This is a genomic window from Natronospira proteinivora (assembly GCF_024170465.1).
In the GTDB taxonomy this organism is placed as follows: Bacteria; Pseudomonadota; Gammaproteobacteria; order Natronospirales; family Natronospiraceae; genus Natronospira; species Natronospira proteinivora.
This window is the reverse complement of record NZ_JALJYF010000001.1, coordinates 889,923-914,071: the sequence shown is the minus strand read 5'-3', so window position 1 is coordinate 914,071 and position 24,149 is coordinate 889,923. Positions and strand designations below refer to the sequence as shown.

Sequence of the window (24,149 nt, the reverse complement as noted above, 5' to 3'; positions counted from 1 at the left end):
GCGTTTCTCCTTTTTTACTCCCTGAGTGTTACCGTCTTTTCGCGGCACAGCCTGATGGTACCTCAGAGCTCAAAGCAATCAAGAGGGTAGGTTTTCCCGAATGGCTTATTTGTTGTTTGTGACAATACTCTGGGCGTTTTCCTTCAGCCTGATCGATGTCTACCTGGCGGGCGCAGTCGACAGCGATTTTGCCGTGCTCAGCCGGGTTGTTCTGGCCGCTTTGCTATTTCTTCCGCTGACCCGGATTCGTGGGCTACCGCTTGGTCTTGGGCTGGGAGTAATTCTCACCGGGGCCCTCCAGTTCGGGGTGACCTATCTATGTCTGTATCGCGCCTTTGCCTATTTGACCGTTCCGGAGATTCTGCTTTTCACCGTTGCGACGCCGATTTATGTGGCGTTGCTGGATGATGCCCTGGGGCGGCGATTTGCCCCCATCGCCTTGCTGTCGGCTCTCCTGGCAGTAGTCGGGGCGGTTTTGATCCGCTTTGATGGGATCACAGAGCAATACCTGAGCGGTTTTCTGCTGATCCAGCTGGCCAATTTCAGTTTTGCGGCCGGTCAGGTGGCCTATAAGCATTTGATCCAGCATTACCAACCCCAGCGACCCACCTGGCGGTTTTTCGGGCTCTTTTTCCTGGGTGGCATCCTGGTCTCCGGCCCAGCTTTCTGGGTCTTCGGAGATGCCGCCGCCTTGCCTGAGACCCCCCTGCAGTGGGGCGTGATTCTCTGGCTGGGCCTGGCCGCGTCGGGGGTCGGCCTGTTTTTCTGGAACCGGGGGGCTTGTCTGGTGGATGGAGGTACCTTGGCGGTAATGAATAATGTGCTGATCCCCGCCGGTCTGGTGGTCAATATCCTGATCTGGAATCGTGAAGCGGACCTGGGGCGCCTGGCACTGGGCAGTGCGGTCATTGCGCTGTCATTGTGGCTGAATGCCCGATTCTCCCGTTTCGCCGTGGTCCAATGGCGTGGCCGGGAAATTGAACCTGGCGGCAGAAGCTAGCGAGCGTTATTGCTTCTTTCCGCCCATTCAAGCAACTGCCGCTCGGCCGCCTCCAGGGTTTTATCGGTACGCCCGAAACAGAAGCGTGTCCAGTGCTCCCCATCGGGACCACTGAAAAATGCACTCCCGGGCACGGTGGCCACCCCCGCTTCCTCCAGGAGAGTCATGGCCGCTTGGTGGGAAGTTTCGCAGCCAAGCCTGCTGATATCGGCCAGCACATAATAGGCCCCTTCAGGTACCCGGGGTGTGAGACCAACCTGGTCCAGCAACTGGCAGAAGCGATCCCGCTTGGCCTGATATTCCCGTGCCAGGGACTGGTAGAAGTCGGGGTCCAAGGCCTGGATAGTGTCGGCGACTGCATACTGGAGCGGGGAAGGGGCACACACGTAATACATATCGTTGACCAGCCCGATGGGCTCGGCCAATTCCCGCGGCGCAGCCACAAAGCCAATCCGCCAACCGGTAATGCTGAATGTCTTGGAGTAACCGGAGATGGTCACGGTGCGGTCCTTCATGCCGGGCAGGGTGGCCATGCTGATATGGGCATGATCGTCATACAGAAAGTACTCATAGATTTCGTCGGTAATGCAGAGCAGGTCATGCCGTTGGCAGATTTGGGCAATGGCCGTTAACTCATCCCGGGTGAACACCCGACCAGAGGGATTGCCCGGAGTATTCACCACAATTGCACGGGCACCTTTGGCCTTGGCTTCCAGCGCCTGCTCATCCAATGTGAAATCCGCCGGGTTCAGGGGCACCATATCCACTTCCAGGCCCGCCACCCGTGCTGTGTTCAGGTGGTAGCCGTAATAGGGCTCGAAAAGCAGGATGCGGTCTCCGGGGTTGCAAAGAGCAGTAACAGTGGCAGCAAAGGCCCCGGTGCTGCCCACAGTAACCACCACTTCCGTTTCCGGATCCACATTCAGCGTATTGTCCCGAGCGAGCCGCTCTGACAGGGCGTGACGCAGCCGCTTGACGCCATCGTAACGGGTATAGCGGTTGGCCCCTTTCTCCAGAGCCAACGTCACCCCCTGGATCACCTCGCCAGGCGGCGGGGTATCACAAATGCCTTGTCCCATATTGACGCCATTGACCTCAACGCAGCGCTGGGTCATGGCGCGAATATCGGATTGCACCAAGTGGGCAACCCGCTCACTTCTGATTCTTTCCAGCATGATTCTCAGGTCCAGCCTTTGGGGAAACGGATATTGAAGCAGTACACCTTGGGTTCGGTCATTTCATTGAGCACATAGCCCACGCCTTCACGGCCAATGCCGGAACCCTTCACCCCGCCAAACGGTGCGGCATCCAGTCGGTAATCACTGCTATCGTTGATCATGACACCGCCACACTCCAGAGCATCGGCCACCCGGAAAGCGGCATCCACATCGCTGGTGAAAACACCGGCATGAAGTCCATAATCCACATTATTGGCAATGGCAATCGCCTCATCCTCATCGCGAAAGGCGTGGAGGCTGGTGACCGGACCAAAAATCTCCTCCTTGACCATGGGGTGGTTATCGGGAACGGCCTCCAGCACCGTGGGCGCGTAGAAGTTGCCTTGCCGCTGACCGCCGGTTAGAAGCCGGGCGCCGTCCCGCAGGGCTTTTTGCACCGAATTGTCCACCCGTTCAGCGGCCTGGGGATCAATCATGGGTCCCATGTCCATGTCTTCCGAATACTTGTCGCCATAGCGAATCCGGCCCATGGACTCCACAAATTGATCCCGGGCCGTCTCATAAATGGATTCGTGTAGAAGCAGACGCTGCACATGCAAACAATTCTGCCCAGCGGCCGCCACCGCCCCTCCGATTATGGCGGGGATGGCTTGCTCCAGATCGGCATCATTCATCACGATGGTGGGGGAGTTACTCCCCAGCTCCATGCCGAACTTCTTCAAGCCCGCCCGCTGCATGATTTTCTCTCCGGTCTCGCGACCTCCAGTGAAGGAAATCATCCTCACCCGTTCATCCACCACCAGGGCATCCCCGGCATCGGCCCCGTAACCTGGAATAACCTGGAATATCCCTTCCTCGACGCCGGCGGCGTGAAAAGCCTCCAGCAGCTTGATGGCGGACAGGGGGGTGGCTTCATGGGGCTTGACGATCACCGCATTGCCACCGGCAATGGCCGGACCCACCTTGTGGGCCACCAGGTTCAGGGGGTCATTGAAGGGGGTAATGGCTCCAATCAGGCCCACTGGGATTCGCCGGGAATAACCAAAGCGGTTTTCACTGCCGGGGCGTTGATCAAAGGCAATGGTGTTGCCCACGATTCGCCGGGTCTCCTCGGCGGAGAGGCGCAGCGTCATCACGGTCCGGGCCACCTCGGCCCGTGCTTCATTGATCGTCTTGACCCCCTCTCGGGACAGGGTTTCGGCAAATTCGCCACGATGGCGATCCACATAATCGGCGGCATCGTAAAGGACTCGCATCCGTTCATGCACCGGCATGCGGCGGGCCCGGGGCAGGGCGGCGTCAGCCTGGTCAATGGCCGACTGCATGCCCTTTGCATCATAGCGGGGAATACTTTCCACCAGGCTGCCGTCCTGAGGGTCCAGCACATCGATCCGACCGTTGGCCTTGGGTGCCTTGCTTGTGCGGGTACTCATGGTTCACCTCCCGGATCGGATCAATGGATGGGCTTTCGTCCTCAACTTGACGTATATGCCCACTCGGCGTCAATCCAGGCTGGCCCGGACCAGGCCACTCAAACGGTCGTTGGGACTGTTTTAAACAGTATTCCTATCACCCAACGCAACAGGGCGTTATCATAGTGGGCTAATTCTTCCTCCAACCTCAAACAGAAAGGTGGCGCTTGTGCAACGCGTAGTGGTGACCGGCATGGGGATTGTCTCCTGCCTGGGTAATGATCTGACCACCGTGACGGACTCTCTTCGGGAGGGCCGCTCCGGCATCCGCTTCAACGAACGATACGAAGAACTGGGGTTGCGAAGTCGGGTTTCCGCGCGACCGGAGATTGACCTTAACGAACGGGTACCCCGCAAGCCCCTGCGATTCATGGGGGATGCGGCCGGTTATGCCTATGTGGCCATGGAAGAGGCCGCCCGCTCCGCGGGACTGGACCCGGAACAACTGTCCGACCCCCGCATTGGCCTGGTCACCGGCTCCGGGGGCGGCTCGGTGGGTTGGCTGATCAAGGCGGCCGACACTCTGAGAGAACGGGGTATCCGCAAGGTGGGCAGCTTTACGGTGCCCAAGGCCATGAGCAGCACTACTTCCGCCTGCCTGGCCACCGCTTTCGGTATCAAGGGCATCAACTATTCGATTTCCTCCGCCTGCGCCACCAGCTCCCACTGCATCGGAAATGCCATGGAGCAGATTCAGCTGGGCAAACAGGATGTGGTCTTTGCTGGCGGCGGGGAAGACGAGGACTGGACCATGACCCTGATGTTCGACGGCATGGGGGCCCTCTCTTCAAAGTACAACGACACACCGGAAAAGGCGTCCCGTCCCTACGACCGGGACCGGGACGGCTTCGTGATTGCCGGTGGTGGTGGCATTCTGGTGTTGGAATCTCTGGAGCATGCCAGAGAGCGCGGAGCGCCCATTATTGCCGAACTGGTAGGTTACGGGGCGACCTCGGATGGGGCCGATATGGTTGCACCTAGCGGGGAAGGTGCGGTTCGCTGCATGCAGCAAGCCATGGCCACGGTGGATACACCAGTGGATTACGTCAATGCCCACGGCACCAGCACCCCCCGGGGCGACATCACCGAACTGGATGCCATGTCCGAAGTTTTCGGGGCCAATATCCCACCCGTGGCATCCACCAAATCCCTGACCGGGCATTCTCTGGGGGCCGCCGGCGTACATGAAGCGATTTTCAGCCTGCTCATGATGAAGGAAGGCTTTATCGCCGCCTCGGCCAATATCGAGAATCTGGATCCGGAGGCGGAAGGGCGGCCCGTGGTGGCCGAGCGGCAGGACAACGTCTCATTGAATACGGTCATGTCCAACAGCTTTGGCTTCGGCGGCACCAACGCCAGCTTGATCTTCCGCCGCTTCGAAGATTAAGACCGCCGAGGCTGCTACCCTTGCGTAACCAATATTCATTGGGTCATGGGCAGTGGAGACGAGCATGCAGGAACAACAATTCGGCAATCTGACCCTGCAACTGGTGCGGGGTGATATTACCCGCCAGGACGATCTGGATGCCGTGGTGAATGCGGCCAATGCTCAGCTGGCCATCGGAGGTGGGGTCGCCGGTGCCATCCACCGAGCGGCCGGCCCCGACCTGGATGCGGCCTGTCGCCCCCTGGCGCCCATACGACCCGGTGAGGCTGTGATCACCGAAGCCTTCAAACTGCCCAATGCCCATGTAATCCATTGTCTGGGCCCCGTCTATGGCGTGGATGAGCCAGCCGATGAGTTGCTGGTCCGTTGCTATGAGGCCGCCATGGACCGGGCTGAAGAAGCCGGATTGGGCAGCGTGGGCTTTCCTGCCATTTCCACCGGCGCATTTGGCTATCCCATTCGAGAGGCGGCCGGAATTGCCCTTCAGACCGTGGTTCGCCGGGCGTCTTCGCTCACATCCCTGCGCCTGGTCCGCTTTGTCCTGTTTTCGGAATTAGACCTGCAAGTGCATCAGGAAATCCTGGCCGGCATGGCCTGAGCGACGGAGGGGAGACCGCCCTGTGATAGGCGGGACAACAACCTGGCTTGCCCTTCTGTCCCTGATCGTGGCCATGCTGGCCTCTGGGCATGCCATCCTCTACAAGAATGACAATCGGGCCACAGTGGCCTGGGTGGGGGTTATCTGGCTTGCTCCCCTGCTGGGGTCGCTGCTGTATCTGCTACTCGGTATCAACCGGATTCGTCGCCGGGCCCATGCATTGAGAGGCACGCTGCCCCGTATTCAGGGGGAGCGGGATCTTGATGCCTACCTGCCCAATGTACTGGAACAATTTGTCCCCCAGTCCCTGCTGCCCCTGTCCCGCCTGTCGAATCGGGTTGCTCGCCAGCCATTACTGGGCGGCAACACCCTGACCGTCCTGCATAATGGTGACCAAGCCTATCCGGCCATGCTGACCGCCATCCGTTCTGCGCGCGAGAGCATCACCCTGAGTACGTATATCTTCAATCGCGACCGGGTGGGGCGCGAATTTGTCGATGCCTTGTCCGAGGCCCGGCAGAGAGGCGTGGCAATTCGGGTGCTGGTGGATGCGGTAGGCCTTCGTTACTCCATGCCCAGCATTGAAGGGCTGTTAAAACGCGATTCCATTCCCACCGCCAAGTTCATGCCGGCCCGGCTGCCTTGGCTGGTTCGTTTCATGAATCTTCGCAATCATCGCAAATTGCTGGTAGTGGATGGGCACAAGGGCTTTATCGGGGGAATGAATATTGCCGCCGGTAACGTATTGGACGAAACAACGCACCACCCCATTCGGGATATTCATTTTGAGGTGGAAGGGCCGGTGGTCTCGGAAATGCAGGCGGTGTTTGCCGAGGACTGGCTGTTCGCCGTCGGGGAAGACCTTCGACACCGTGCTTTCTTTCCCATCCCCCGCACGCCCGGGGCATCATTGGCTCGGATCGTGGCCGATGGACCGGATGAGAACTACGACACGCTTCGCCAAATCCTGCTGGGCGCGCTCAATGCCGCCCAACACCGCATTGCCATCATGACGCCTTATTTCCTGCCGGATGCCAGCCTGCAGGATGCCCTGGGTGCCGCGGCATTGAGGGGCGTCCAAGTGGACGTCATTCTGCCGGAGAAGAATAATCTCTCCTTGGTGTCCTGGGCCATCGAAGCACAATTGGCCCCGATGATGCGCTGGGGCGTTCAGTTTCATTTTCGGCCCGGCCCCTTCGATCACAGTAAATTGTTCACTGTGGACGGGCAGTGGGCCATGATCGGCTCGGCTAATTGGGATCCCCGCAGCCTCTCGCTTAATTTTGAGTGCAATCTGGAATGCTATGACGAATGGTTCGTGCAATCCCTGGAATCCCACTTTCGCGACTGCCTTGTAGAGAGTCAGGCCGTTGATAGCACCTGGCAAAAGCGTTTTACGCTGGCCAGACGCTTGCGCAACGGCCTGGCTCGATTGTTGACGCCTTATCTCTGAGGCATGGTCTTCTTGGCCTATGGAGGGGCTGTTTGCGCATGTATCTGAGTATTGACAGTCTGCCCATGCCAGCACTGAAGGGCGTGTTGGGCTTGAGCCGTTGCCCTGGTACCGGTGATCTGATTATGAGTACCGGACATCGCCGTCTTCATGACGATCTCCGGGCCATTTCCGACTGGGGGGCAGTGGGCCTTTTGACCTTGAACGAACAGACTGAACTGTCCTGGCTGGGTCTCTCCGATTTGCCCTCGCAAGCTCACGCCATGGGGTTGGCCTGGTGGCATTGCCCTATTCCGGATTTCTGTGCTCCCGGCCGAGCCTTCGAATCCGCCTGGCAGAGCGCCGGGCAGGCGATTTGGGAGGAGCTGGCTGCCGGGCACCGCATTACCATCCATTGCCTGGCAGGCTTGGGGCGCACCGGTACGGTGGCCGCCCGATTGCTGATTGAGCAGGGTGTTGAGCCGGAAACGGCTATTCGGCAAGTCCGACAGGCCAGGCCTGGGGCGATTCAGAGCGAGGATCAGTTTAAATACCTGATGGCGCAGAAATGGAAATAGCATGGAACTGAACCCGGCCATGGCAGTCACAATGCCCGAAGCCGTATATAGTTCGACTTCGGACGTTCTTGACCCGGCAGTGAATCAAAGGGAGTGCCACCTCTCATTCCAGCCCTAAGGATTGCGAGTCGTAATGAACATAAAAAAGCTATTGATTTTCGTGGCCGTGCTGCTTGGCGCGGCCTTGATCTGGTGGTTGGGACAGGGGGAACGCTCCGGTCCCGGTGGCGGTGGCTGGCCCGGTGATGGCGACCGTGACCAGGCAGTTGCTGTTGAAGTCGGCCAGGTCAGTCACCAGACCATTCAGGATATTGCTGAATACACGGGAACCTTGCAGGCAGCTCACCGCTTCAATCTTGCGCCCAAGGTAGGGGGACGCCTGCGCAGCCTGGAGGTGGATATCGGTGACCGGGTCAGCCAGGGGCAGGTCATTGCCCGATTGGATGACGAAGAATTTGAGCAAGAGGTGGCAGAAGCCCGAGCCGCTCTGCAGGTTGCCGAGGCCCAGCTGGAGGATGCCCGGGCCAATAAGGTGGTTCGCGAGCGGGAATACGGCCGGCTGGCGGATTTGCGGGAGCAGGGCCTGGCTTCCGAATCGGAATATGATGTGGGCCAGTCCGAGTACGATGCCGCCCGAGCCAACGTCCGGGTCAATGAAGCCCAGGTGGCGCAGCGTGAAGCGGCCCTGGGGGCAGCTCGTCTGCGGCTTTCCCATGCCACGGTGCGTGCGGAATGGAATGGTGGTGATGAGAATACCGAGCGCCTGGTCGGTGAGCGATTTGTCGATGAGGGATCCATGGTTCCGGCCAATGAACCCCTGATTACCGTACTGGACACCGGTTCCCTGCGGGCCGTCACCTTCGTCACTGATCGGGATTTCGCGCGCATGAGCCGCGGGCAAACGGTGGAGATTCGGAGCGACGCCTGGCCCGGGGAGCATTTTGAGGGCTCGGTGGCGCGTATTGCCCCCCAGTTGCAGGAAGCGACCCGACAAGCCCGTGTTGAAATCGACGTACCCAACGAAGAGCGGCGGCTCAGCCCGGGATTCTTCGTCAAGATGCGTATTCAGGTAGAAGAGGTCGCCGATGCCCGCGTGGTCCCCAACAACGCGGTTACGCGCTATGCGGGAGAACGGGGTATTTTCCGCGTGGAAGCACCCGACGAGGACGCCGGCGAGGAGCGGCCCAAGGCCCGCTTTGTTCCCATCACACTGGGCATTCAAACCGAACAATACAGCCAGATCCTGGAGCCGGACATTGAAGGCCGGGTGGTCACCCTGGGGCAGCATCGGCTCGGGGACGGGACGCCCCTGCGAATCAGCGAGTCCGACTAAGCCGCTCCGCCTTTACAACAGCACCAGGATACGCCGATGAAAATCGCGACACTGACCGTCAACCGGCCCGTTTTTACCACCATGATGGCGCTCATCGCTGTCCTGGTGGGGTTATTTGCCCTGAGCCGGCTGCCGTTGGATTTGATGCCGGACGTGACTTATCCCACGCTCACCGTGGCTACGAATTACGAGAACGCCAGCCCGGAAGAGGTGGAAGAGACCATCACCCGGCGCGTTGAAGAATCCGTGGCCACTGTGGCCGGCATCGAAGAACTCACCTCTGTTTCCTCGGAAGGCAGCAGCCAGGTTCGCGTCACCTTCCAGTGGGGGGTAGACCTGGATGTGGCTGCCAATGACATCCGTGACCGCCTGGACCGTATCGTCAACGCCCTGCCGGAAGAGGCCGATCGCCCCCAGCTGCGCAAGTTTGACCCGGCCAGCTTTCCCATCCTCATCTATGGCGTTGCCAGTGATTTGGACCCCATTGCCCTGCGAAGCCTGATCGACGAGGACCTGAGCTACCGCATTGAGCGCATCCCGGGTGTGGCCACCCTGGATGTCTGGGGCGGGCTGGAACGCCAAATCCAGATTAAGGTGGATCCGGAACGGATTCGGGCCCTGGACCTGACACTGGATCAGGTTCGCACCGCGCTTCGGGAAGCCAATGTGACGGTGCCTGCAGGTGAGGTCGAGCGCGGCCGGCTGGACGTGGCGGTACGCACCCCGGGCAAGTTTTCCACGCTGGAGGAAATCCGTAACCTTACTGTGGCCCGGCGGGAGGGAAGTCAGGTTCGACTGGGCCAGATCGCGGATGTGGAAGATGGGCATGAACGCATCTCCCGGCTCATTCGTATCAATGAGGAACCCGGTGTCCGGATTGCTGTGCGCAAGCAGGCCGGGAGTAATACAGTTGATGTCGCCGACCAGGTCAATGCCGAAATGCAACGCATCCAGCGGGACTATCCCCAGCTGGATCTGGTGCCCATTGTCGATCAGTCCGAATACATCCAGAACTCGGTCAACAATCTGACCACCACTATTCTGTATGGCGGGATTCTGGCTGTATTCGTGCTACTGGTTTTTCTGCGAAATATACGAGGCACATTGGTCGTTGCGGTAGCGATCCCCACCTCGCTCATTGCCACCTTCTCGCTGATCTATTTTGGTGGTTTCACGCTCAACCTCATGACCCTGGGGGGGCTGGCTCTGGGCGTCGGGTTGATGGTGGATAATGCCATTGTGGTCCTGGAAAATATCTCCCGGGTCCGCAAGGAGGAGGCCGACGATCGCAGTCGGGCTGCCGTTGTGGGGACATCCCAGGTGGGACCGGCCATCATTGCCAGCACCATCACCACGCTGGTGATTTTCGCACCACTGATCTTCGCCCAGGGCATGTCCGGGGAAATGTTCAGCCAACTGGCCTATACCGTGGGCTTTGCGCTGATCTGTTCCTTGCTGGTTGCGCTGACTGTCGTACCCATGATGGCTTCAAAGATTCTCAAGGACGAGAACGGAGGCAGCGGTCGTAGCCTGGCCAAGCGGATGGCCGCCGCCATGGGACGTGGATTTGACGCCATGGAGCTTCGTTACAAGGAGCTGCTGGAGCTCTTGCTGCGGCACAAGCCCATGACCCTGTCCCTGGCCGGTCTGGTGTTCCTTCTGTCCTTGCTGCTCATGCCTCATATCGGGGCGGAGTTCATGCCCGAGGCGGATGAGAGTGAGGTTCGGGTGAGTGTGGAAATGGAACCCGGTACTCGTCTGGAGATCCTGGATGAGGTCATGAAGCAGGTGGAAGATATCGTGATCCCGGAAGTTCCCGAGGCTGAATCCAATTATACCCGTCTGGGTTCTTCCGGCTGGCGTGGACAAGGTCATACCGGGGAGGTCCGCCTCAGCCTGGTGGGCGTCAGGGACCGGGATCGCAGTAGTGCTGAAATCGCGGCCGACCTGCGCCCGCTGCTGGAAGATATCCCCGGCGCTACCATCCGTACCCGCGCCGGTCAGGGCCTGTTCCTGCTCCGCATGGGCACCGGCGGTGGCGATGGTGAGCAGATGGAAGTGGAAGTTCGTGGCTTCGACCTGGATCGCCTGGATGCCCTTTCTGACGACGTGGAAGAGCGGCTGGCCGGCGTGGAAGGGATTAGTGATACCCGACGCAGCCGGGAAGAAGGTATTCCGCAAGAACTGATGCTGCTCAACCGGGACCGGGCCGCCGACCTGGGTGTCTCCATGGAGCGGGCCGCCAGAACCCTGGAAGCCGCCATCGGCGGGGTCCGAGCCGGGGAATTTACGGATGAGGGCCGGGAATACGACATGTTCATCCGCATGCGTGATTCCGAGCGGTTGACCCAGTCTCAAATCCTGAATCTGACCGTGCGCAATGATGAAGGCGATCAGATTGCCTTGCGCAACCTGGTGGATGTGGGTGAGGGGGTTGGACCGCAGCAGATTGACCGCAAGAATCAGCAGCGCCTCGCGGTGGTCTATGCCAATATCAGCGGCCGGGACCTTGGCTCGGTGGCGGCGGATGTCCAGGATGTATTGCGGGATATTCCCATGCCCGATGGCTATGACGCGGTTGTCTCAGGGGAATTCGAGGAACAGCAGGAGGCTTTCTCTGAGCTGGGCCTGGCCATGATCATGGCGGTTCTTCTGGTCTACATGGTTCTCGCATCTCTATATGAATCCCTGCGCGATCCGTTCATCGTGATGTTCACAGTGCCCCTGGCCATTATCGGGGTCAATGTGATGCTGTATCTCACAGGCACCACCTTTAATCTGCAATCGCTGATCGGGATGATCATGCTGGTGGGAATTGTGGTGAATAACTCCATCCTGATTGTGGATCAGACCGGGCGGCTCCAGCGGGGGGAGGGGATGCGCCTGAATGCCGCCATCACCGAAGCGGGACGGCGACGGCTGCGCCCGGTACTCATGACCACGCTGACCACGACCTTCGCCATGTTGCCGCTGGCACTGGGCATTGGTGAGGGGGCGGATCAGCAGGCCCCCATGGCCCGGGCCGTCATTGGCGGTCTGTTGTCCGCCAGTTTCACCACTCTGCTGGTCATCCCGGTAATCTACGCCATTTTCCATCGCCGGGATGACGAGCTGGAGGCTGAAACGGCGGTCACCCCTTCTTGACGGGCGTCGGGATTCCGTCGTCCGGCAAGCATTTGCCGGACGACGGAATCACTTCCTTTCCCCTGAGTTGCTATCTCACTGATCTTCTGTGTAATTTCCTGCCTGGCATGTGGCTTGCTTATCTTTTCTGCTCAAAGACAAGAAGAGTGAGCTGAGACAATGAGCCTGACGTCGACTTTTGGAGAGCCGACCCATCCCGATCTTGCCCAAATTCGCCGCCTCCTTTGCGTAGAGACCCCAGCGGCCCTGGTTGAAGCGGTCCAAGCCTTGTCCCACACCATGGAAGACAGCGGTATCCAGTCGCTGGTAATCGACAGCCCGGGATTGGGCCGTTGGAGTTGGGGGCAGGGCGGACTTCCCTTGATCGACGCTGATCTTGAGCATCAGGGTCGGGGCCTTGGGCGTTTCCGGATAGGCGGCAATGAATCCGCTGAGGGTGGCGCTCTGGTCTGTCGTCTCAGCCCGGTACTAATCCCCCTGGCAAGTCGACTGCTGGCCATCCAGGAGGCGGAACAACGTGCCATGGTGGATGCTCTGACCGGCATACTCAATCGCACAGGTCTGGAGCAACGTCTGTCTGAGGAGCTTCATCGAAGTCGCCGACACCAGACCCCCCTGTCGCTGCTAATGATTGACATGGATGACCTCAAGCAGCTGAATGATCAAATGGGTCATGAGTCGGGGGATCGGGCGCTTTGCAAACTGGCAGATGTCCTGCAATCAGCGACCCGCGGATCAGATGTGGTTGGCCGCTTCGGCGGTGATGAGTTCTTGGTGATATTGCCGGAAACAGACCTGGAAGCAGCCCGACTGGTGGCGGCGCGTGTGCGAATTCAATTGGAGGTGACCAAGAGTGCCCCCAAGGTCAGTATCGGGATTACCGAAGGGATTCCACAGGAAACCAGGGATCAGCTAGTTCGCCGGGCGGATCAGGCCATGTATCGGGTGAAACGACAGGGACGTGATGGAGTGGCCGCAGCCTGAAATGGCTGGCTAGATCAGGGTACTCTGGCGCTGTTGCCATTGCAGGGCCGCCAAGTAACGCTCCCGTAGCCGGTCTGGTGTTACCAACGATGCGTTCAGGCCAATGGAATCGGCATTCTCATAGGCCAGCACGGCGCCGAGAAACTCACCCACTGGCCCCTCGCGTTCCAACAAGGCTTGCCGAATTTCGGCGGCCAAGGGGAGTTTCTCCAATGCCTCTTCCATGGTGCAATTGAGCAGGGCATCCAAGCCGGAAAACAAGCCGGCAATAAAGGCCACATCACTGTAGTCCGGTGCAATCTCCTCGGCGATCAACTCGCACATCTTTGCTCGCACCAGGAGTTGGTTGATCAGTTCCTCCGGCTTTTCCGAGGCCTGACTCAGAGAGACAATTGAGGCCCAGCGCCTGAGTTCCCGCATTCCCAGCATCATCACCGCCTGTCGCAGGGAGCGGATTTCAAAAGCGCGCCGATAATAGGCGGAATTGATGTATCGCAACAACTTGTAGCTTAAGGCCAGGTCTTTGCTGATTACGGATTCCAGGTCAAGAATATCCGCCTCGGGGTCATGGAGGCGTCCAAGCAGCTCCATCATGGCAATTCGTTCACTGGATAAACGAGTTCCGGAGGATATGTCCGGCCGGCTGAGGAAGTATCCCTGGAAGTAATCACAGCCTAGCTCGCGGCAATGATCCAATTGGGATTGGTTTTCAATCTTCTCTGCTACCAGAGTCAGATTAAAGCGTTTGAGGTGCTCAATAAGGCTGGGGGCCTGCCCATCCAGCAATGTGGGCACCTCCAGCTTGACGATATCCACCATCTCCAGCAATGGCTCGGACTGAGGCGTATAAAAGAAATCATCCAGAGCAATGGTATACCCCTCCCTTTTTCGTCGTTCCACCGAACGAATCAGTTCCTCATCAATAACCACATCCTCCAGAATCTCTATCACTGTTCGATCCTGGGGCAAGGGCAGGGGGTCTTGCTGGACGAGAAAACGGCGGGTGAGGTTGATAAAGGCAGGTGCTTTACCCACCAGCTCATCCAAACCAAAAACCGTGAATGTATTGAGAATAACTTCCGAAGTGGCAGCATCGCCGTCACTGAAATCTGCGGAGACTTTGATACCGGAACGGAACAGGAGTTCGTATGCGTAGAGTTGAAGCTTGCGATTGAATATGGGCTGTCGCGCGACGAACACACTTTCCATGGATAGACTCCTCGGTTGGTCCTTTTCCCTGTTATTCGTCCGGCGGGATGAAAGTATAAGCGTTACAGGCCAAAAATGCAGCCGCAGCGGCACAGGCCTTTACATGGGCATCAGAGCGTTTCATCATGGGCCCCTAAAAAGTCGGGAGGGAGGGCTTTGCGGTGTTCCAGATCAAGAATTTTTACGAACAGCTGGTCCAGGATTACCTCTGGAAACGCATGGAAGGAGAGCGGGAAGAGCCTTGGGAGGGGTTTTTCGAGGATGTGGCCTGTCTGGCACTGAACCGCCTTCCATGCCGATATGTGCGGCATACCGTGGATCTTGGCGCCCACCTGGGGGATCAGGATTTTGCGGATATGGAGTCCAAAGTGGCCGAAGCGGTTGACAAGGCGATCGAACAGGTGAGGACTCACCCTCGGCACCGAGATTGAAACCGTAGAGGGGTATCGGGGAATGACACCGCTAACGGGTCCACTGTGCAGACATGCTTTTGGGCTTAATCTCCCATCGAGGTCGGTCAAGCAGGGTCTTGAGGACAACGATGTGCTGATGTCAATTCATTGAATGGAATGCAAAACGGTTGTGAACGGTATTTATGACAGTAAGTCTGTTTTGGGGGAGGGGACGCGGCACAAGCCGTATCTCACTCTTTGTTTGTCGTGGCTGTCAATTCCGAAAGCATTTCTGTTCGCCTACCTGCTGGGCATATGCCTGAATTCGGCATTGGCCTCCAATGACTTTACCCGGTTTGAGCATATGAGCATTGAGGATGGCCTGGTTCAAAGCACTGTTGCCAGCATCCATCAGGACCGTCGCGGTTTCATCTGGATGGGGACGGAAGGCGGGCTACAACGCTATGATGGTTACCAATTCAGATTGTACCGACAAAATCCAGAAGATGATGCTTCCTTAAGCGACAACTTCGCTAATGCTCTGGCCGAAGACAAAGATGGCTTCCTGTGGGTTGGAACCCGAACAGGCATCCACCGCTTGGATCCAATAGCAGGAACCGTGGAACGCATTCCCATTGACCATAGTGCGGATACCCCACTCGGCATGGTCTGGGATCTTCACATTGATTCCAATGGCGTTATCTGGGCCGCCACCCATGAAGGTGCTTTTCGACTGGGCCCCGAAGACCGCTATTTCCAGCGTCTGGAGGTCGGCGATGAGCAGGACATTCGCTCCCCCTTTCTGGCCGTCGCCGAAGACCAAGCAGGCGGGATAGTCTTTGGCACAACGGCCGGTCTGGTTCGTGTGGACCCCGAGCACCGAACCTTGCTGAATTGGCACAAGACAGATAATGGTAACGAGCTGCCCCACGATACCTTCATTGCAGCCATTCAACTGAGCCACGATGGGAAGCTATGGGCTGCCGGTGGTGGCGTGGTGTTCAATATCACTGACAGTGGCGCTGTGAATCGTTTTGATTCGGAGCATCCGCTGGGAGACATCAGTGAGGACGTGGCAATATGGGACATTGCAGAAGATCCGGATGGTGGCCTCTGGTTTGCCAGTTATGGGGAAGGACTGCTGTACTTTAATCCCGGATCCGGACAGCTTCGCCAGTTCCAATCAGACCCTGCCATGCCACACACATTGGCAGAACCCAATCTGATGACCGTGCACGTGGACCAGGGCGGGCTGGTTTGGGCGGGTAGCCATGCTCAGGGAGCCCAGCGTCTCAACCCCCGGGCCATGGCTTTTGGCCAGTTCGGACATCACCCGATTGAGGAAGAAAGCCTTCCCCATCCGGATATCTGGAGCATTCTGCCCATTTCAGACGATGTCTTTTGGGTGGCAACCCAGGATGGATTGGCCGGTGTTCGGTGGCCAGAAGGAAGGGGGATCCAGAAGGTGGTTCGCCGCAAACCGGAAAATGGAGGCGCGGGCCAGCATCATGCAACTGCGTTGCAGAAGGGTCCGGATGACAGGTTATGGGTCGCCAGTATCAATGGGCTATGGCATACCGATGCCCGATTGGGGGAAGAAGCGGAATACGAAAGGTTCCCACTGCTGGAAACCCTAGACCTGGAAGATCAGGAGCAACATCAAATCATTATGAGCCTGGTCGGTGACGAGCAGGATAATCTCTTCCTCACCCTGAATGATAAGGTTATTGTGAGACTGGCATCGCCGGAAGAGGGACAAGAGCAATGGCATATTCTTCTTGATGAGGAAGATCATGGATTCCGCAATCTAAACGGAATCTGGGTTACAGGCCCGGATCAGCTATGGCTGGCAGGTGACAATGGACTTGTTCTCTACGACTTGGCCACGGACCATGTGAGTCTTCGCATTGAGCCCGGCACACCACGAGACGGAGACGAGCGGAACCTTGATATTAATCATGGCGGCATCAATGACCTCATCGTGGACGACAGAGGCATGGTATGGCTGGGTGCCCAACTGGGTCTATTTCGAATAGAACTGGAGAGTGGTGAATATCTTCATCTAGATAGCCAGAATCAGCTTCCCGCCGATATGGTCTACTCCGTTCAGCTTGATGAGGAAGGCAATCTTTGGGGAGGAACTTCCCAGGGGCTTATTCGCGTGGATCGTGACAACACCCGCGTTCAGGTATTTGAAACCAGTGACGGCCTTCAGAGTAGGGAATTCAATGCTCGGGCATCTGCCCGTTTCCCTGACGGCCGAATGGCCTACGGTGGGGTTAACGGCATTAATGTCTTTCGGCCATCTGACGTCATGGTGTCTCATCCGGCGCCGCCTATTCAAATCACCGAAATACAAATCGGCCAGGAGGTTCTGAACTATCCCGAACGGGATTTCCATGAAGGCAAGCTTCATGTCCCCCATGATGAGAACCTGCTGAGATTTTCTTTCACAGCCTTGGATTTTCGAAACCCTGGAAATAATCAATACCGCTTCAAACTTGAAGGTTTCGAGACCAGCTGGCGACAGAACAATAGTAACAACCAGGCGGTTTACACCAATCTCCCGGCTGGGGAATATCGTTTTCGGGTTCAGGCGGCCGATCGCTTAGGCGGCTGGGCAGAAGAGGGTGCAAGTATTCCTGTTGAAGTAGCCCGTGCTCCTTGGCAGCACCCATTGGCCATGATCGCCTATGGGACAGCCATCTTTTTGATGGCACTACTTGTTTGGCATGCTATATCACGACGACACCACCGGGACACGACGCGTGAAGTGGAACAGGAGCGTCGTTACTGGGCCAAGCGTCTGCATCACCTTAGCAGCCATCTTGCCGGGTCCTTAACGCCCGAGCAAACTATGGAGCGATTGCTGCTGGAGCTGGATGAGCTTCTAGACAGCGACGGTGCCGTCGTATTTCTTGAGGAATCCGAACAATTCCGGTTACTGGGAATGCGTGGGGATAGCGATGTAAACCACGCTCTGGAACGAGCCCCTATCTTACTGCCTGACGCCATCCGGCGCTGCCGGGAATCTGAAATGGTTGAAGCGCTCAATCGCGATGAACTGAGAATCGTAGGCTATCCCAACGGAGACGGCTCTTATGCTGTCATGGTGCCGTTAAGAGCCAGTGGTGAGCAATTTGGCGTGCTCTTCATCGCCAGGAAGGCTGAAGATTTTGCTTATCGCGAGCGACTACTTCTATCCGCGGCCGCGACCCAGTCCATGATGGTATTGGAAAATGTCAGCCTACATGCCGAAAGAAACTGAGCACCACGGAATAGGGATGAAGGTGGGGCAATGGCCCGAGTGATCTATTTTGCCCACGGTCAGGAGAGTGGCCCCTGGGGAAGCAAAATTCTCCTTTTGGCGGATATTGCTCGCAGTCGTGGTTTGGCCGTGGAAAGCCCGGACTACCGGTTTAGCCTGGACGGTTTGCCTCGCCTGACTGAGCTCCGCCGGCGATTGGCCGATGATCCGCGTAAAAAGTTGCTGGTGGGTTCCAGTATGGGGGCTTGGGTCTCCTGCATGGCAGCATCAGAGCAAGGTTGTCAGGGGCTTTTTTTGATGGCGCCCGCCTTTGAAATGCCAGACCATGAGCCAGCTCACCTGCCCCGGAAACTGCCCGCCTGGATCATTCACGGTAGCGAGGATGCGGTGGTGCCGGTCTCCCAGAGTGAAACTCGCCTGCGGGGCGGCCAGGACCGCCTGCTTCGAGTCCCGGACGGACACCGCCTGGCAAATTCACATGATGTTCTGAGCCGTTTTTTCGAGGCATTTCTGAACCAAAATGCCGCTTAAGCCTGGATTTCAAATACATCCCCCATTTCATCAGCTACACTTTACTTTAATTTATAAGGCTAACTACCTGTTTCATGGTGTAAAGCATTTAAATTGGGAAGCGTTACCGGCGGACGGTGCCCAGAACTGGAGAAGGTATTTCCATCATGGCTAATTCAGATGTGGGGGCAAAACAGCTGGCCATGTATGCGGATAACCCCGTTCGCTACTGCAATCTGCGTGGCCAACTGGATGGTGCGGGCGGCGCAATCGGAAAACGGCGGGATGATGACCTGAGTCTGAACCCTGAGCCGTTGACGGTAATTTGGACATTCCTGCTGGTCGCTGGCCTTGTTGCACTCGGCCTTGCAATCAACGAACTCTTTCGTCTTACCTCCTTTCGGCCATTGGCTGGCAAAGAGTCTGTAATCATTGCCACCTTTCTGCTTGGTCTTGCTCTTGCCATCCTGGGCGCATGGCAAAGAATCCAGGCAATGAAACTGAAACAAAGGGATGAGATTTGCGCCCGCTTCGAGCTGGATTCGGCGGAATATCGCCTAGTTAGTGCAGCTATTATGGGAAATCGGGGGAAACGCTTTCAGGCCAATGGTGTTTCTGCCGTTCCCCATGCCTTGTTTCAACGCCGAAGTACTCGGCAGTCTTATCATGTGGGGCTGATCCTGAATCGACCTTATGCTGGAAAGGTCCACGATGGTGACTTGTTTCGGCTTACCCTGCACATGGGGATCATCAAGCGGGAAATGGGTGTACGAACTGTTACCGGCTCCATTCGGTATGCCGGAAAACTAGTGAAAATCGCCTATAGCGGGTCCCTGTATAATTCCTTGAAGGCCATGCGGGATGAATATCGGGAATCGGTTCGACAGTGGTGGCCTCAGGATCGTTTGTCTCTCCGCCAACGCCAACGAATCGCTGCCGGTGCGGCGGTGCGGGCCAAAGAGATTGAATGGCCCGATGAGTACTCAATGTAAGTGATTGTTGACATAAAGCGACTAACTGGGCGGCAATCGCTGTTACAGACGTCCGCTAAAGCGAATGGGGTAGTAGCCTTCTTCATCTTCCTGCCCCAAATATTGCAAACCTTGAGCTATATTGCTCGGGGCTTCCGGGCGAGCCCGGATACGGCCATCCACTTCATACCGTTGCTCTTCACTCTGGTAATTCAAGATTCCGGCCAGTGCGAAGGGAGTGGCTTCACCCGCATCAGTGAAATCCAGCTCAAACCGGCCTTCCGTGCCAGTAATCTGCCCACCATAACTACCCAGCTCCACCTGTCCGGCCAGATTGGCTGATAAATCAAACACCCGTAGTTGGCCTTCTCCCGACCACGGGCGCATCTCGCGGAATTCGAATTCACTGAGCTGGAAAGCCGCCGTTCCGTCCACCATTCCCGCTTCCTGAGAAGCGAGAGGGGCCAGACGAGAGAGGGGAAGATCCTGACCTTGTAGCTGGGGAATCTGAATGCGGCCACCCGGCCGAAGGATGACACGCCCCGATATTCGGCCATCATCCAGGCGAGTATCCACCTGAGCATCCAGGCGGAGCATTAAAAGCCGGCCTAGGCGAATATCCCATTCCAAGGGACCTAAACGCAGGGGGCCGGCTTGAACCTGTCCCATGCGGCCATTCCAGAGGGTTCCGCTAGGGGCCATAAGCACAAGCTCTTCCCTGTCTGGAACCAAGTAAAGCACCAAAGCGGCCGGTGCCTTGGCCATAAAAAAGACCAGAAAGGCAATCATCCCTACGGTGCTGAAAAGCAAAATCCGTTTCATGATCCATTCCTTTCCAAGGACAGAGAAACATTAACTCGGCCGGATTGATCAGTCTGGTCAAACGTCACCCGGGACACCTCGATGCCGTGATTCCGTTCCAGCTCTTCCAGCCATTGCAGTGTGTGATCAAACCGTGCCGCCTCCATCCTGACTCGCACTGCGTCATCTCCATCAGGGGTGATCTGCCGCACAGCACGGTCAAGCTCTGCATCCTTGGAGGTGCGGTCCACAACACCAAACAAGCTTTGCCCGCTACCGGCGGTAGTTTGACGCCCGGCATCCTCCAGAGCCTGTATCTCGGCATGGGCACCCTGCATCCAGGCAATCAGCTCCTGCTTTTCACTCACCTGTTGCTCCAGATTCTGCCGGTGCTCGATATACGGTTCCACGACCAGAAGATAGAGCAATGTGAGTGTTACAAGCACACTGCAGACAATAACCATCAAGCGTTCACGCTGTTCCAGCGACTCAAACCATTCTTTTAAGGTATCCAGCATGATCAGCTTCCCCGCAGGCGAACCTGGAGTCGCCCATCCACATAGTCATCTCGAGTATTGGCCTGCTGAATCGTGGCCTCGAATTGTTCGTCTTCTTCCACAGTATCTTTGAAGGAGTCAAGCGCAGCACTGCTTTGTACCCGGAGATTTACATCCAGTACCCCGGGTCGATAACTGAGCCCCCGCAATGTCCCGTTATCCAGGCTGGCCATGCCGTTCCCCATGGCGGCCATTACCGGTAGGAAATACCCTTCCACATCCGAACCTCTCAGTGCATTGAGGCGCTGCTCCATTCTCAGCCTGGGATTCACCATGCGCTCGGCATCGGGGAGGGCATCCCTGAATACCGTTTCAATTTCCTGATCCAGGGCCTGGCTCTTTTGTGACATCTGAAATAGATGAACACCCTCAGCCAAGGCCATGACCATCAACCAGGCCGCCGCCAGTCCTACCACTGGCTTCCAGGGATGCCACCACTCATCTTCATCCCGGCGCAAACGGAATTCCCCTTCAGCCAGATCCAGCACCGGCCGGCGCTCAAGCTGTGGAACCAATGCCTGGGACAATGCTTCCTGATAAGGACGGTCATCCACTTCAATGGAAGCACCCAGATGTGTTTCCAGGGCCTGGGGGAAATCCGGGTCGTTTTCAGGACGTAGCAGTATCAACCGCTCAGGTGCCGTCTGTTCCTCGTCCTGAAACAGAAATTCAAGCATTTCCAGCGCAATGGTTCGATCGATGGAGAAGCCCTGGCAATTAGCAGTACGCACCATCACTCTGTCCCTGCCGACAGCCAGAACCCATTCGCCACTCTGCCAGGGAAGCACCAGGAAATCGGGCACAATGGCATCTGCCTTCAGATCCGCGCTCTCAAGCTGCTCGAGCATGGCTTGCATATCACTACGCCCGACCACTGCGATACGTACCTGATCGTCAGGCTGGCGTGGCCCCAAGGCGAAATGAAGGCTGCTCACATCCTGAGCAAGTCTTTCCTCCAAAACCCAGGGCGCTGCCTGGAGAATCCGTTGACGCTTGCGCGTCGGAATCTGGGCATCCATCAGACTGACCCGTTCCCCCGGCATCAGAGCGACAATCCGCCGTTCCACCGCCTCGCTGGCGCAATCCTGCAGCAGACCATGTCCCGCAGCCCCAAGCCGCTGGCCCTGGTTATCCAGAATGTACCAATCCACCACCGGCTGAGTGGGGTCCTGGAAATGAATGACTAAGGTTTCGCTCATGCCAAGGGGTATCCGGGGTCAGTAGGTTCCAAAACTGCGGTTCAGGGGTGCGGCAACGCCGCTTTCATTACGGTAAATCAAACTGTACATGGTGACCGAAGCACTTCCAATATCCGCCCTTGCAGTCAGTCGGAAGAAACTGGTGCGAACCGCGATATAGGCTTCCGGATCCACGTCCAGATTTTGACCAATGGCCTCCAGGAAGGCCTGAGGGCTCTCGAAGCCGCCCGCTTCCTGCATTCCCACAACTCCTTCGACCTGATCTATTGCCAGGTTCTCCACCAGGGCGGCCAATACCGGAGCGGGTGCCGTATTCACATTAATCGGTGTCAGTGGGATAGAGTTGGGCAGGGCGGTGACATAGGGCTCAATGCGATCGTAAACCTCCGGGTCCTGGAAACCCGCCACCAATCGCAGTTCGCTCACGCTTTGAAATCCCTGGTTCGCGGCACGGTACGCCGGGTCTTGCCCCAGATAGGTGCCATCTTCGGCGCCCATTGGGAAACGGGGCTCCTGATCCGCGTCAATCCAGTCGAGGACGGCATCGGCAATCTCCGGATCGATTTCCAACAAGGCCAGCAGACGCTGAAAATGGCCGTGCGCCATCTCGTTGACACGACCATCATCCGTTATCAGATTATTCAAATTGAACAGGCCCTGTTGATCCTCAAGGCGGCCAGTGATCTGCCCCCCATCCACTGGTAGGGGAGGGAGCTGTTCAGCCCAGGGCTGATCCAGGCTGTCTATCTCAGTCTCCTCGCTGTCCCGCCGCAGCAGATGTCCGACCCAATCCTCGGCTCCGTATAGATACTGACGCGCCTGGGCGCTATGAAGTACCGATTCGGTTCGACGCTGGTCAATAAATGTCCGGTACAGCAGGTCGCTGGCGATGATGGCTGAAATAGCCACCACCACCAATGCCATGACCAGGGCCACGCCCCTTTGCCGTGCTCGGCCCGACCGTATCATCGAAGGTCATCCTCTCGTTCGGCTGCGCCTTGTACACCTGGCACGGTGACCAAGCGTCGCAGCACGCCCATATCGTCGGTTTCCAGCCGAACCTCCACTGCCTGTGGCATTAAATAGGGGTCTCCTCCCATCTGGCCACGATCCACCGGCGGCCAATCCTCGCTCCATTCCCCCTGAGGACCCAAAAAACGAAGTTCCATGGAAACGACATCGTCCATCAGGGGCATAGCGGTGGGTTGACTGTCGGGAGCTCGGTCCAGGGCCTGCCAGCTATAGCGAATCAAGGTTTCGCCTTCCAGACGATAGGCCACACGCTGCAGGGTGGATCGCGGTTGCTCCAAGGGGTTGCGGACGCCACCCCGGGTGAATTCCAAAGGCATCTCCAAATGGTTTCCGCCCCGCAGTGCCGGCATAAAGTCCCCATGAGAGGCTCCCCGGATGGGCCGGGGCCGAATATGCTCCAGATCACGGCTGAGAAGCGTCATGCCATGCTGGATATCGCGGAAACGGTCCATGGCCGAGGAAGTTAGTTCTTGCTGACGCATCATTCCAGCCATGGCCGTCCAGGTCATAACGCCCAGTATGGAAAAGACCGCAATGGCCACCATCAATTCAAACAGGGTGAAACCACGCTGCCTGGAAGGATTGCGCCGTCTCATCATCTAGGGCCTCCTCCCGGCGGCGGTGGCGGATCGCCTGGATCACCTGGCCCGCCATCCTCATCAGGAATTGGCACCGGCAGATAGCGGGGGAGCTGCTGCGAGGCAAGTGGCCGTCCTACAAAGCCCAGAACCGTCGCCACGCTGTACTCGGCATCCCGTTCCGTGTACACGGAGACCTCCAGGCGGCGAAGATCCTCGTCATCCGTGTTCTCAACTTCCATCCGCCAAAACCATTCCCGGCCTCCCATTTCGGTCTCGCCTTCGCTGCCACCGGTGGATGGCCAGTCGGCTTCCAGTCGGACCTCGGAGAGACGGTTCTCGGCCACCCATTGGGCCAGGGTGGTATCCCGGAGGGAGGCGGCATTACTGACCGTCCGTCCAGAACTACCCAGAATGGCCGTCAAGGCAATGGCAATGACAGCCAAAGCGACCAGTACTTCCATCAGGGTAAACCCTGATTGGGGAGCCGCTTTGCCAGAATTATGGGGAAACAGTGCCGGCATGG

At 57.6% G+C, this 24,149-nt stretch carries 21 protein-coding genes; 12 read left to right on the top strand and 9 right to left on the bottom strand.

The window, feature by feature from the left end:
- Positions 1–100: 100 nt before the first annotated feature.
- Positions 101–1,000 (top strand): EamA family transporter, encoded by a 900-nt coding sequence (locus J2T60_RS04320; protein ID WP_253445898.1) that lies wholly within the window; start codon positions 101–103, stop codon positions 998–1,000.
- On the opposite strand, the gene J2T60_RS04315 is transcribed toward J2T60_RS04320, so the two are convergent.
- Positions 997–2,175, bottom strand: a complete 1,179-nt coding sequence (locus J2T60_RS04315) for a pyridoxal phosphate-dependent aminotransferase (RefSeq protein ID WP_253445895.1) — start codon at positions 2,173–2,175, stop codon at positions 997–999. The two genes, J2T60_RS04320 and J2T60_RS04315, sit on opposite strands and share 4 nt — an antisense overlap.
- A gap of 5 nt (positions 2,176–2,180) precedes the next feature.
- Positions 2,181–3,611: an aldehyde dehydrogenase family protein gene (locus J2T60_RS04310; RefSeq protein WP_253445892.1), complete on the bottom strand. Its 1,431-nt coding sequence runs from the start codon at positions 3,609–3,611 to the stop codon at positions 2,181–2,183.
- A 208-nt stretch (positions 3,612–3,819) separates the two neighbouring features.
- Between J2T60_RS04310 and fabB the strand changes: the two genes are divergently transcribed.
- The 7 genes from fabB to J2T60_RS04275 all read left to right on the top strand — a co-directional run bounded on the left by fabB (position 3,820) and on the right by J2T60_RS04275 (position 13,106).
- Positions 3,820–5,037 carry a beta-ketoacyl-ACP synthase I gene (gene fabB, locus J2T60_RS04305; RefSeq protein WP_253445889.1) on the top strand — a complete coding sequence of 406 codons (1,218 nt, stop codon included), beginning with the start codon at positions 3,820–3,822 and terminating at the stop codon, positions 5,035–5,037.
- A gap of 64 nt (positions 5,038–5,101) precedes the next feature.
- The gene (locus tag J2T60_RS04300) at positions 5,102–5,635 is read left to right on the top strand and encodes a macro domain-containing protein (RefSeq protein WP_253445886.1); all 534 of its coding nucleotides are present in this window, start codon (positions 5,102–5,104) and stop codon (positions 5,633–5,635) included.
- Between the two features lie 22 nt (positions 5,636–5,657).
- Complete coding sequence (locus J2T60_RS04295) at positions 5,658–7,088, top strand: phospholipase D-like domain-containing protein (RefSeq protein ID WP_253445883.1); 1,431 nt, start codon at positions 5,658–5,660, stop codon at positions 7,086–7,088.
- A 38-nt stretch (positions 7,089–7,126) separates the two neighbouring features.
- Positions 7,127–7,645, top strand: coding sequence for a phosphatase domain-containing putative toxin (locus J2T60_RS04290; RefSeq protein WP_253445880.1), 519 nt, complete (start codon positions 7,127–7,129; stop codon positions 7,643–7,645).
- Positions 7,646–7,778: 133 nt separating this feature from the next.
- The gene (locus J2T60_RS04285; protein WP_253445877.1) at positions 7,779–8,978 is read left to right on the top strand and encodes an efflux RND transporter periplasmic adaptor subunit; all 1,200 of its coding nucleotides are present in this window, start codon (positions 7,779–7,781) and stop codon (positions 8,976–8,978) included.
- A gap of 36 nt (positions 8,979–9,014) precedes the next feature.
- Positions 9,015–12,122, top strand: coding sequence for an efflux RND transporter permease subunit (locus J2T60_RS04280; RefSeq protein WP_253445874.1), 3,108 nt, complete (start codon positions 9,015–9,017; stop codon positions 12,120–12,122).
- A 159-nt stretch (positions 12,123–12,281) separates the two neighbouring features.
- Entirely contained in the window at positions 12,282–13,106 is an 825-nt protein-coding gene (locus tag J2T60_RS04275) for a GGDEF domain-containing protein (RefSeq protein ID WP_253445872.1), read from the top strand.
- A gap of 9 nt (positions 13,107–13,115) precedes the next feature.
- On the opposite strand, the gene J2T60_RS04270 is transcribed toward J2T60_RS04275, so the two are convergent.
- Positions 13,116–14,315 carry an EAL and HDOD domain-containing protein gene (locus J2T60_RS04270; protein WP_253445869.1) on the bottom strand — a complete coding sequence of 400 codons (1,200 nt, stop codon included), beginning with the start codon at positions 14,313–14,315 and terminating at the stop codon, positions 13,116–13,118.
- A gap of 161 nt (positions 14,316–14,476) precedes the next feature.
- On the opposite strand from J2T60_RS04270, the gene J2T60_RS04265 reads away from it, so the two are divergent.
- The 4 genes from J2T60_RS04265 to J2T60_RS04250 all read left to right on the top strand — a co-directional run bounded on the left by J2T60_RS04265 (position 14,477) and on the right by J2T60_RS04250 (position 19,477).
- On the top strand, positions 14,477–14,746 hold the full coding sequence (locus tag J2T60_RS04265) for a late competence development ComFB family protein (protein ID WP_253445867.1): 270 nt from the start codon (positions 14,477–14,479) through the stop codon (positions 14,744–14,746).
- 151 nt (positions 14,747–14,897) lie between these two features.
- Positions 14,898–17,975, top strand: coding sequence for a two-component regulator propeller domain-containing protein (locus J2T60_RS13385; protein WP_253445864.1), 3,078 nt, complete (start codon positions 14,898–14,900; stop codon positions 17,973–17,975).
- Between the two features lie 30 nt (positions 17,976–18,005).
- Positions 18,006–18,506, top strand: a complete 501-nt coding sequence (locus J2T60_RS04255; RefSeq protein ID WP_253445861.1) for an alpha/beta hydrolase family protein — start codon at positions 18,006–18,008, stop codon at positions 18,504–18,506.
- A gap of 146 nt (positions 18,507–18,652) precedes the next feature.
- Positions 18,653–19,477 carry a hypothetical protein gene (locus J2T60_RS04250; protein WP_253445859.1) on the top strand — a complete coding sequence of 275 codons (825 nt, stop codon included), beginning with the start codon at positions 18,653–18,655 and terminating at the stop codon, positions 19,475–19,477.
- A gap of 42 nt (positions 19,478–19,519) precedes the next feature.
- On the opposite strand, the gene J2T60_RS04245 is transcribed toward J2T60_RS04250, so the two are convergent.
- The 6 genes from J2T60_RS04245 to gspI are packed head-to-tail and all read right to left on the bottom strand — an operon-like array spanning position 19,520 to position 24,147.
- Positions 19,520–20,278: a type II secretion system protein N gene (locus J2T60_RS04245; protein WP_253445856.1), complete on the bottom strand. Its 759-nt coding sequence runs from the start codon at positions 20,276–20,278 to the stop codon at positions 19,520–19,522.
- Positions 20,275–20,775, bottom strand: coding sequence for a type II secretion system protein M (locus J2T60_RS04240; protein ID WP_253445853.1), 501 nt, complete (start codon positions 20,773–20,775; stop codon positions 20,275–20,277). The genes J2T60_RS04245 and J2T60_RS04240 overlap by 4 nt, the downstream gene beginning before the upstream one ends.
- Before the next feature lie 2 nt (positions 20,776–20,777).
- Positions 20,778–22,013 carry a type II secretion system protein GspL gene (gene gspL / locus J2T60_RS04235; protein ID WP_253445850.1) on the bottom strand — a complete coding sequence of 412 codons (1,236 nt, stop codon included), beginning with the start codon at positions 22,011–22,013 and terminating at the stop codon, positions 20,778–20,780.
- Between the two features lie 18 nt (positions 22,014–22,031).
- Complete coding sequence (gspK, locus tag J2T60_RS04230) at positions 22,032–22,982, bottom strand: type II secretion system minor pseudopilin GspK (RefSeq protein WP_253445847.1); 951 nt, start codon at positions 22,980–22,982, stop codon at positions 22,032–22,034.
- Positions 22,979–23,644: a type II secretion system minor pseudopilin GspJ gene (gene gspJ, locus J2T60_RS04225; RefSeq protein ID WP_253445844.1), complete on the bottom strand. Its 666-nt coding sequence runs from the start codon at positions 23,642–23,644 to the stop codon at positions 22,979–22,981. Before gspJ ends, gspK begins: the two co-directional genes overlap by 4 nt.
- Positions 23,641–24,147 (bottom strand): type II secretion system minor pseudopilin GspI, encoded by a 507-nt coding sequence (gene gspI, locus J2T60_RS04220; RefSeq protein WP_301288309.1) that lies wholly within the window; start codon positions 24,145–24,147, stop codon positions 23,641–23,643. Before gspI ends, gspJ begins: the two co-directional genes overlap by 4 nt.
- Positions 24,148–24,149 lie beyond the last annotated feature (2 nt).

Coding starts and splice junctions, on each gene's coding strand:
- J2T60_RS04245 (WP_253445856.1), bottom strand. CDS start 20,278: ATGAAACGGATTTTGCTTTTCAGCACCGTAGGGATGATTGCCTTTCTG.
- J2T60_RS04250 (WP_253445859.1), top strand. CDS start 18,653: ATGGCTAATTCAGATGTGGGGGCAAAACAGCTGGCCATGTATGCGGAT.
- gspL (WP_253445850.1), bottom strand. CDS start 22,013: ATGAGCGAAACCTTAGTCATTCATTTCCAGGACCCCACTCAGCCGGTG.
- J2T60_RS04320 (WP_253445898.1), top strand. CDS start 101: ATGGCTTATTTGTTGTTTGTGACAATACTCTGGGCGTTTTCCTTCAGC.
- gspI (WP_301288309.1), bottom strand. CDS start 24,147: ATGCCGGCACTGTTTCCCCATAATTCTGGCAAAGCGGCTCCCCAATCA.
- J2T60_RS04275 (WP_253445872.1), top strand. CDS start 12,282: ATGAGCCTGACGTCGACTTTTGGAGAGCCGACCCATCCCGATCTTGCC.
- J2T60_RS04255 (WP_253445861.1), top strand. CDS start 18,006: ATGGCCCGAGTGATCTATTTTGCCCACGGTCAGGAGAGTGGCCCCTGG.
- J2T60_RS04285 (WP_253445877.1), top strand. CDS start 7,779: ATGAACATAAAAAAGCTATTGATTTTCGTGGCCGTGCTGCTTGGCGCG.
- J2T60_RS04310 (WP_253445892.1), bottom strand. CDS start 3,611: ATGAGTACCCGCACAAGCAAGGCACCCAAGGCCAACGGTCGGATCGAT.
- J2T60_RS04300 (WP_253445886.1), top strand. CDS start 5,102: ATGCAGGAACAACAATTCGGCAATCTGACCCTGCAACTGGTGCGGGGT.
- gspK (WP_253445847.1), bottom strand. CDS start 22,982: ATGATACGGTCGGGCCGAGCACGGCAAAGGGGCGTGGCCCTGGTCATG.
- J2T60_RS04315 (WP_253445895.1), bottom strand. CDS start 2,175: ATGCTGGAAAGAATCAGAAGTGAGCGGGTTGCCCACTTGGTGCAATCC.
- gspJ (WP_253445844.1), bottom strand. CDS start 23,644: ATGATGAGACGGCGCAATCCTTCCAGGCAGCGTGGTTTCACCCTGTTT.
- J2T60_RS04240 (WP_253445853.1), bottom strand. CDS start 20,775: ATGCTGGATACCTTAAAAGAATGGTTTGAGTCGCTGGAACAGCGTGAA.
- J2T60_RS04290 (WP_253445880.1), top strand. CDS start 7,127: ATGTATCTGAGTATTGACAGTCTGCCCATGCCAGCACTGAAGGGCGTG.
- J2T60_RS04280 (WP_253445874.1), top strand. CDS start 9,015: ATGAAAATCGCGACACTGACCGTCAACCGGCCCGTTTTTACCACCATG.
- J2T60_RS04270 (WP_253445869.1), bottom strand. CDS start 14,315: ATGGAAAGTGTGTTCGTCGCGCGACAGCCCATATTCAATCGCAAGCTT.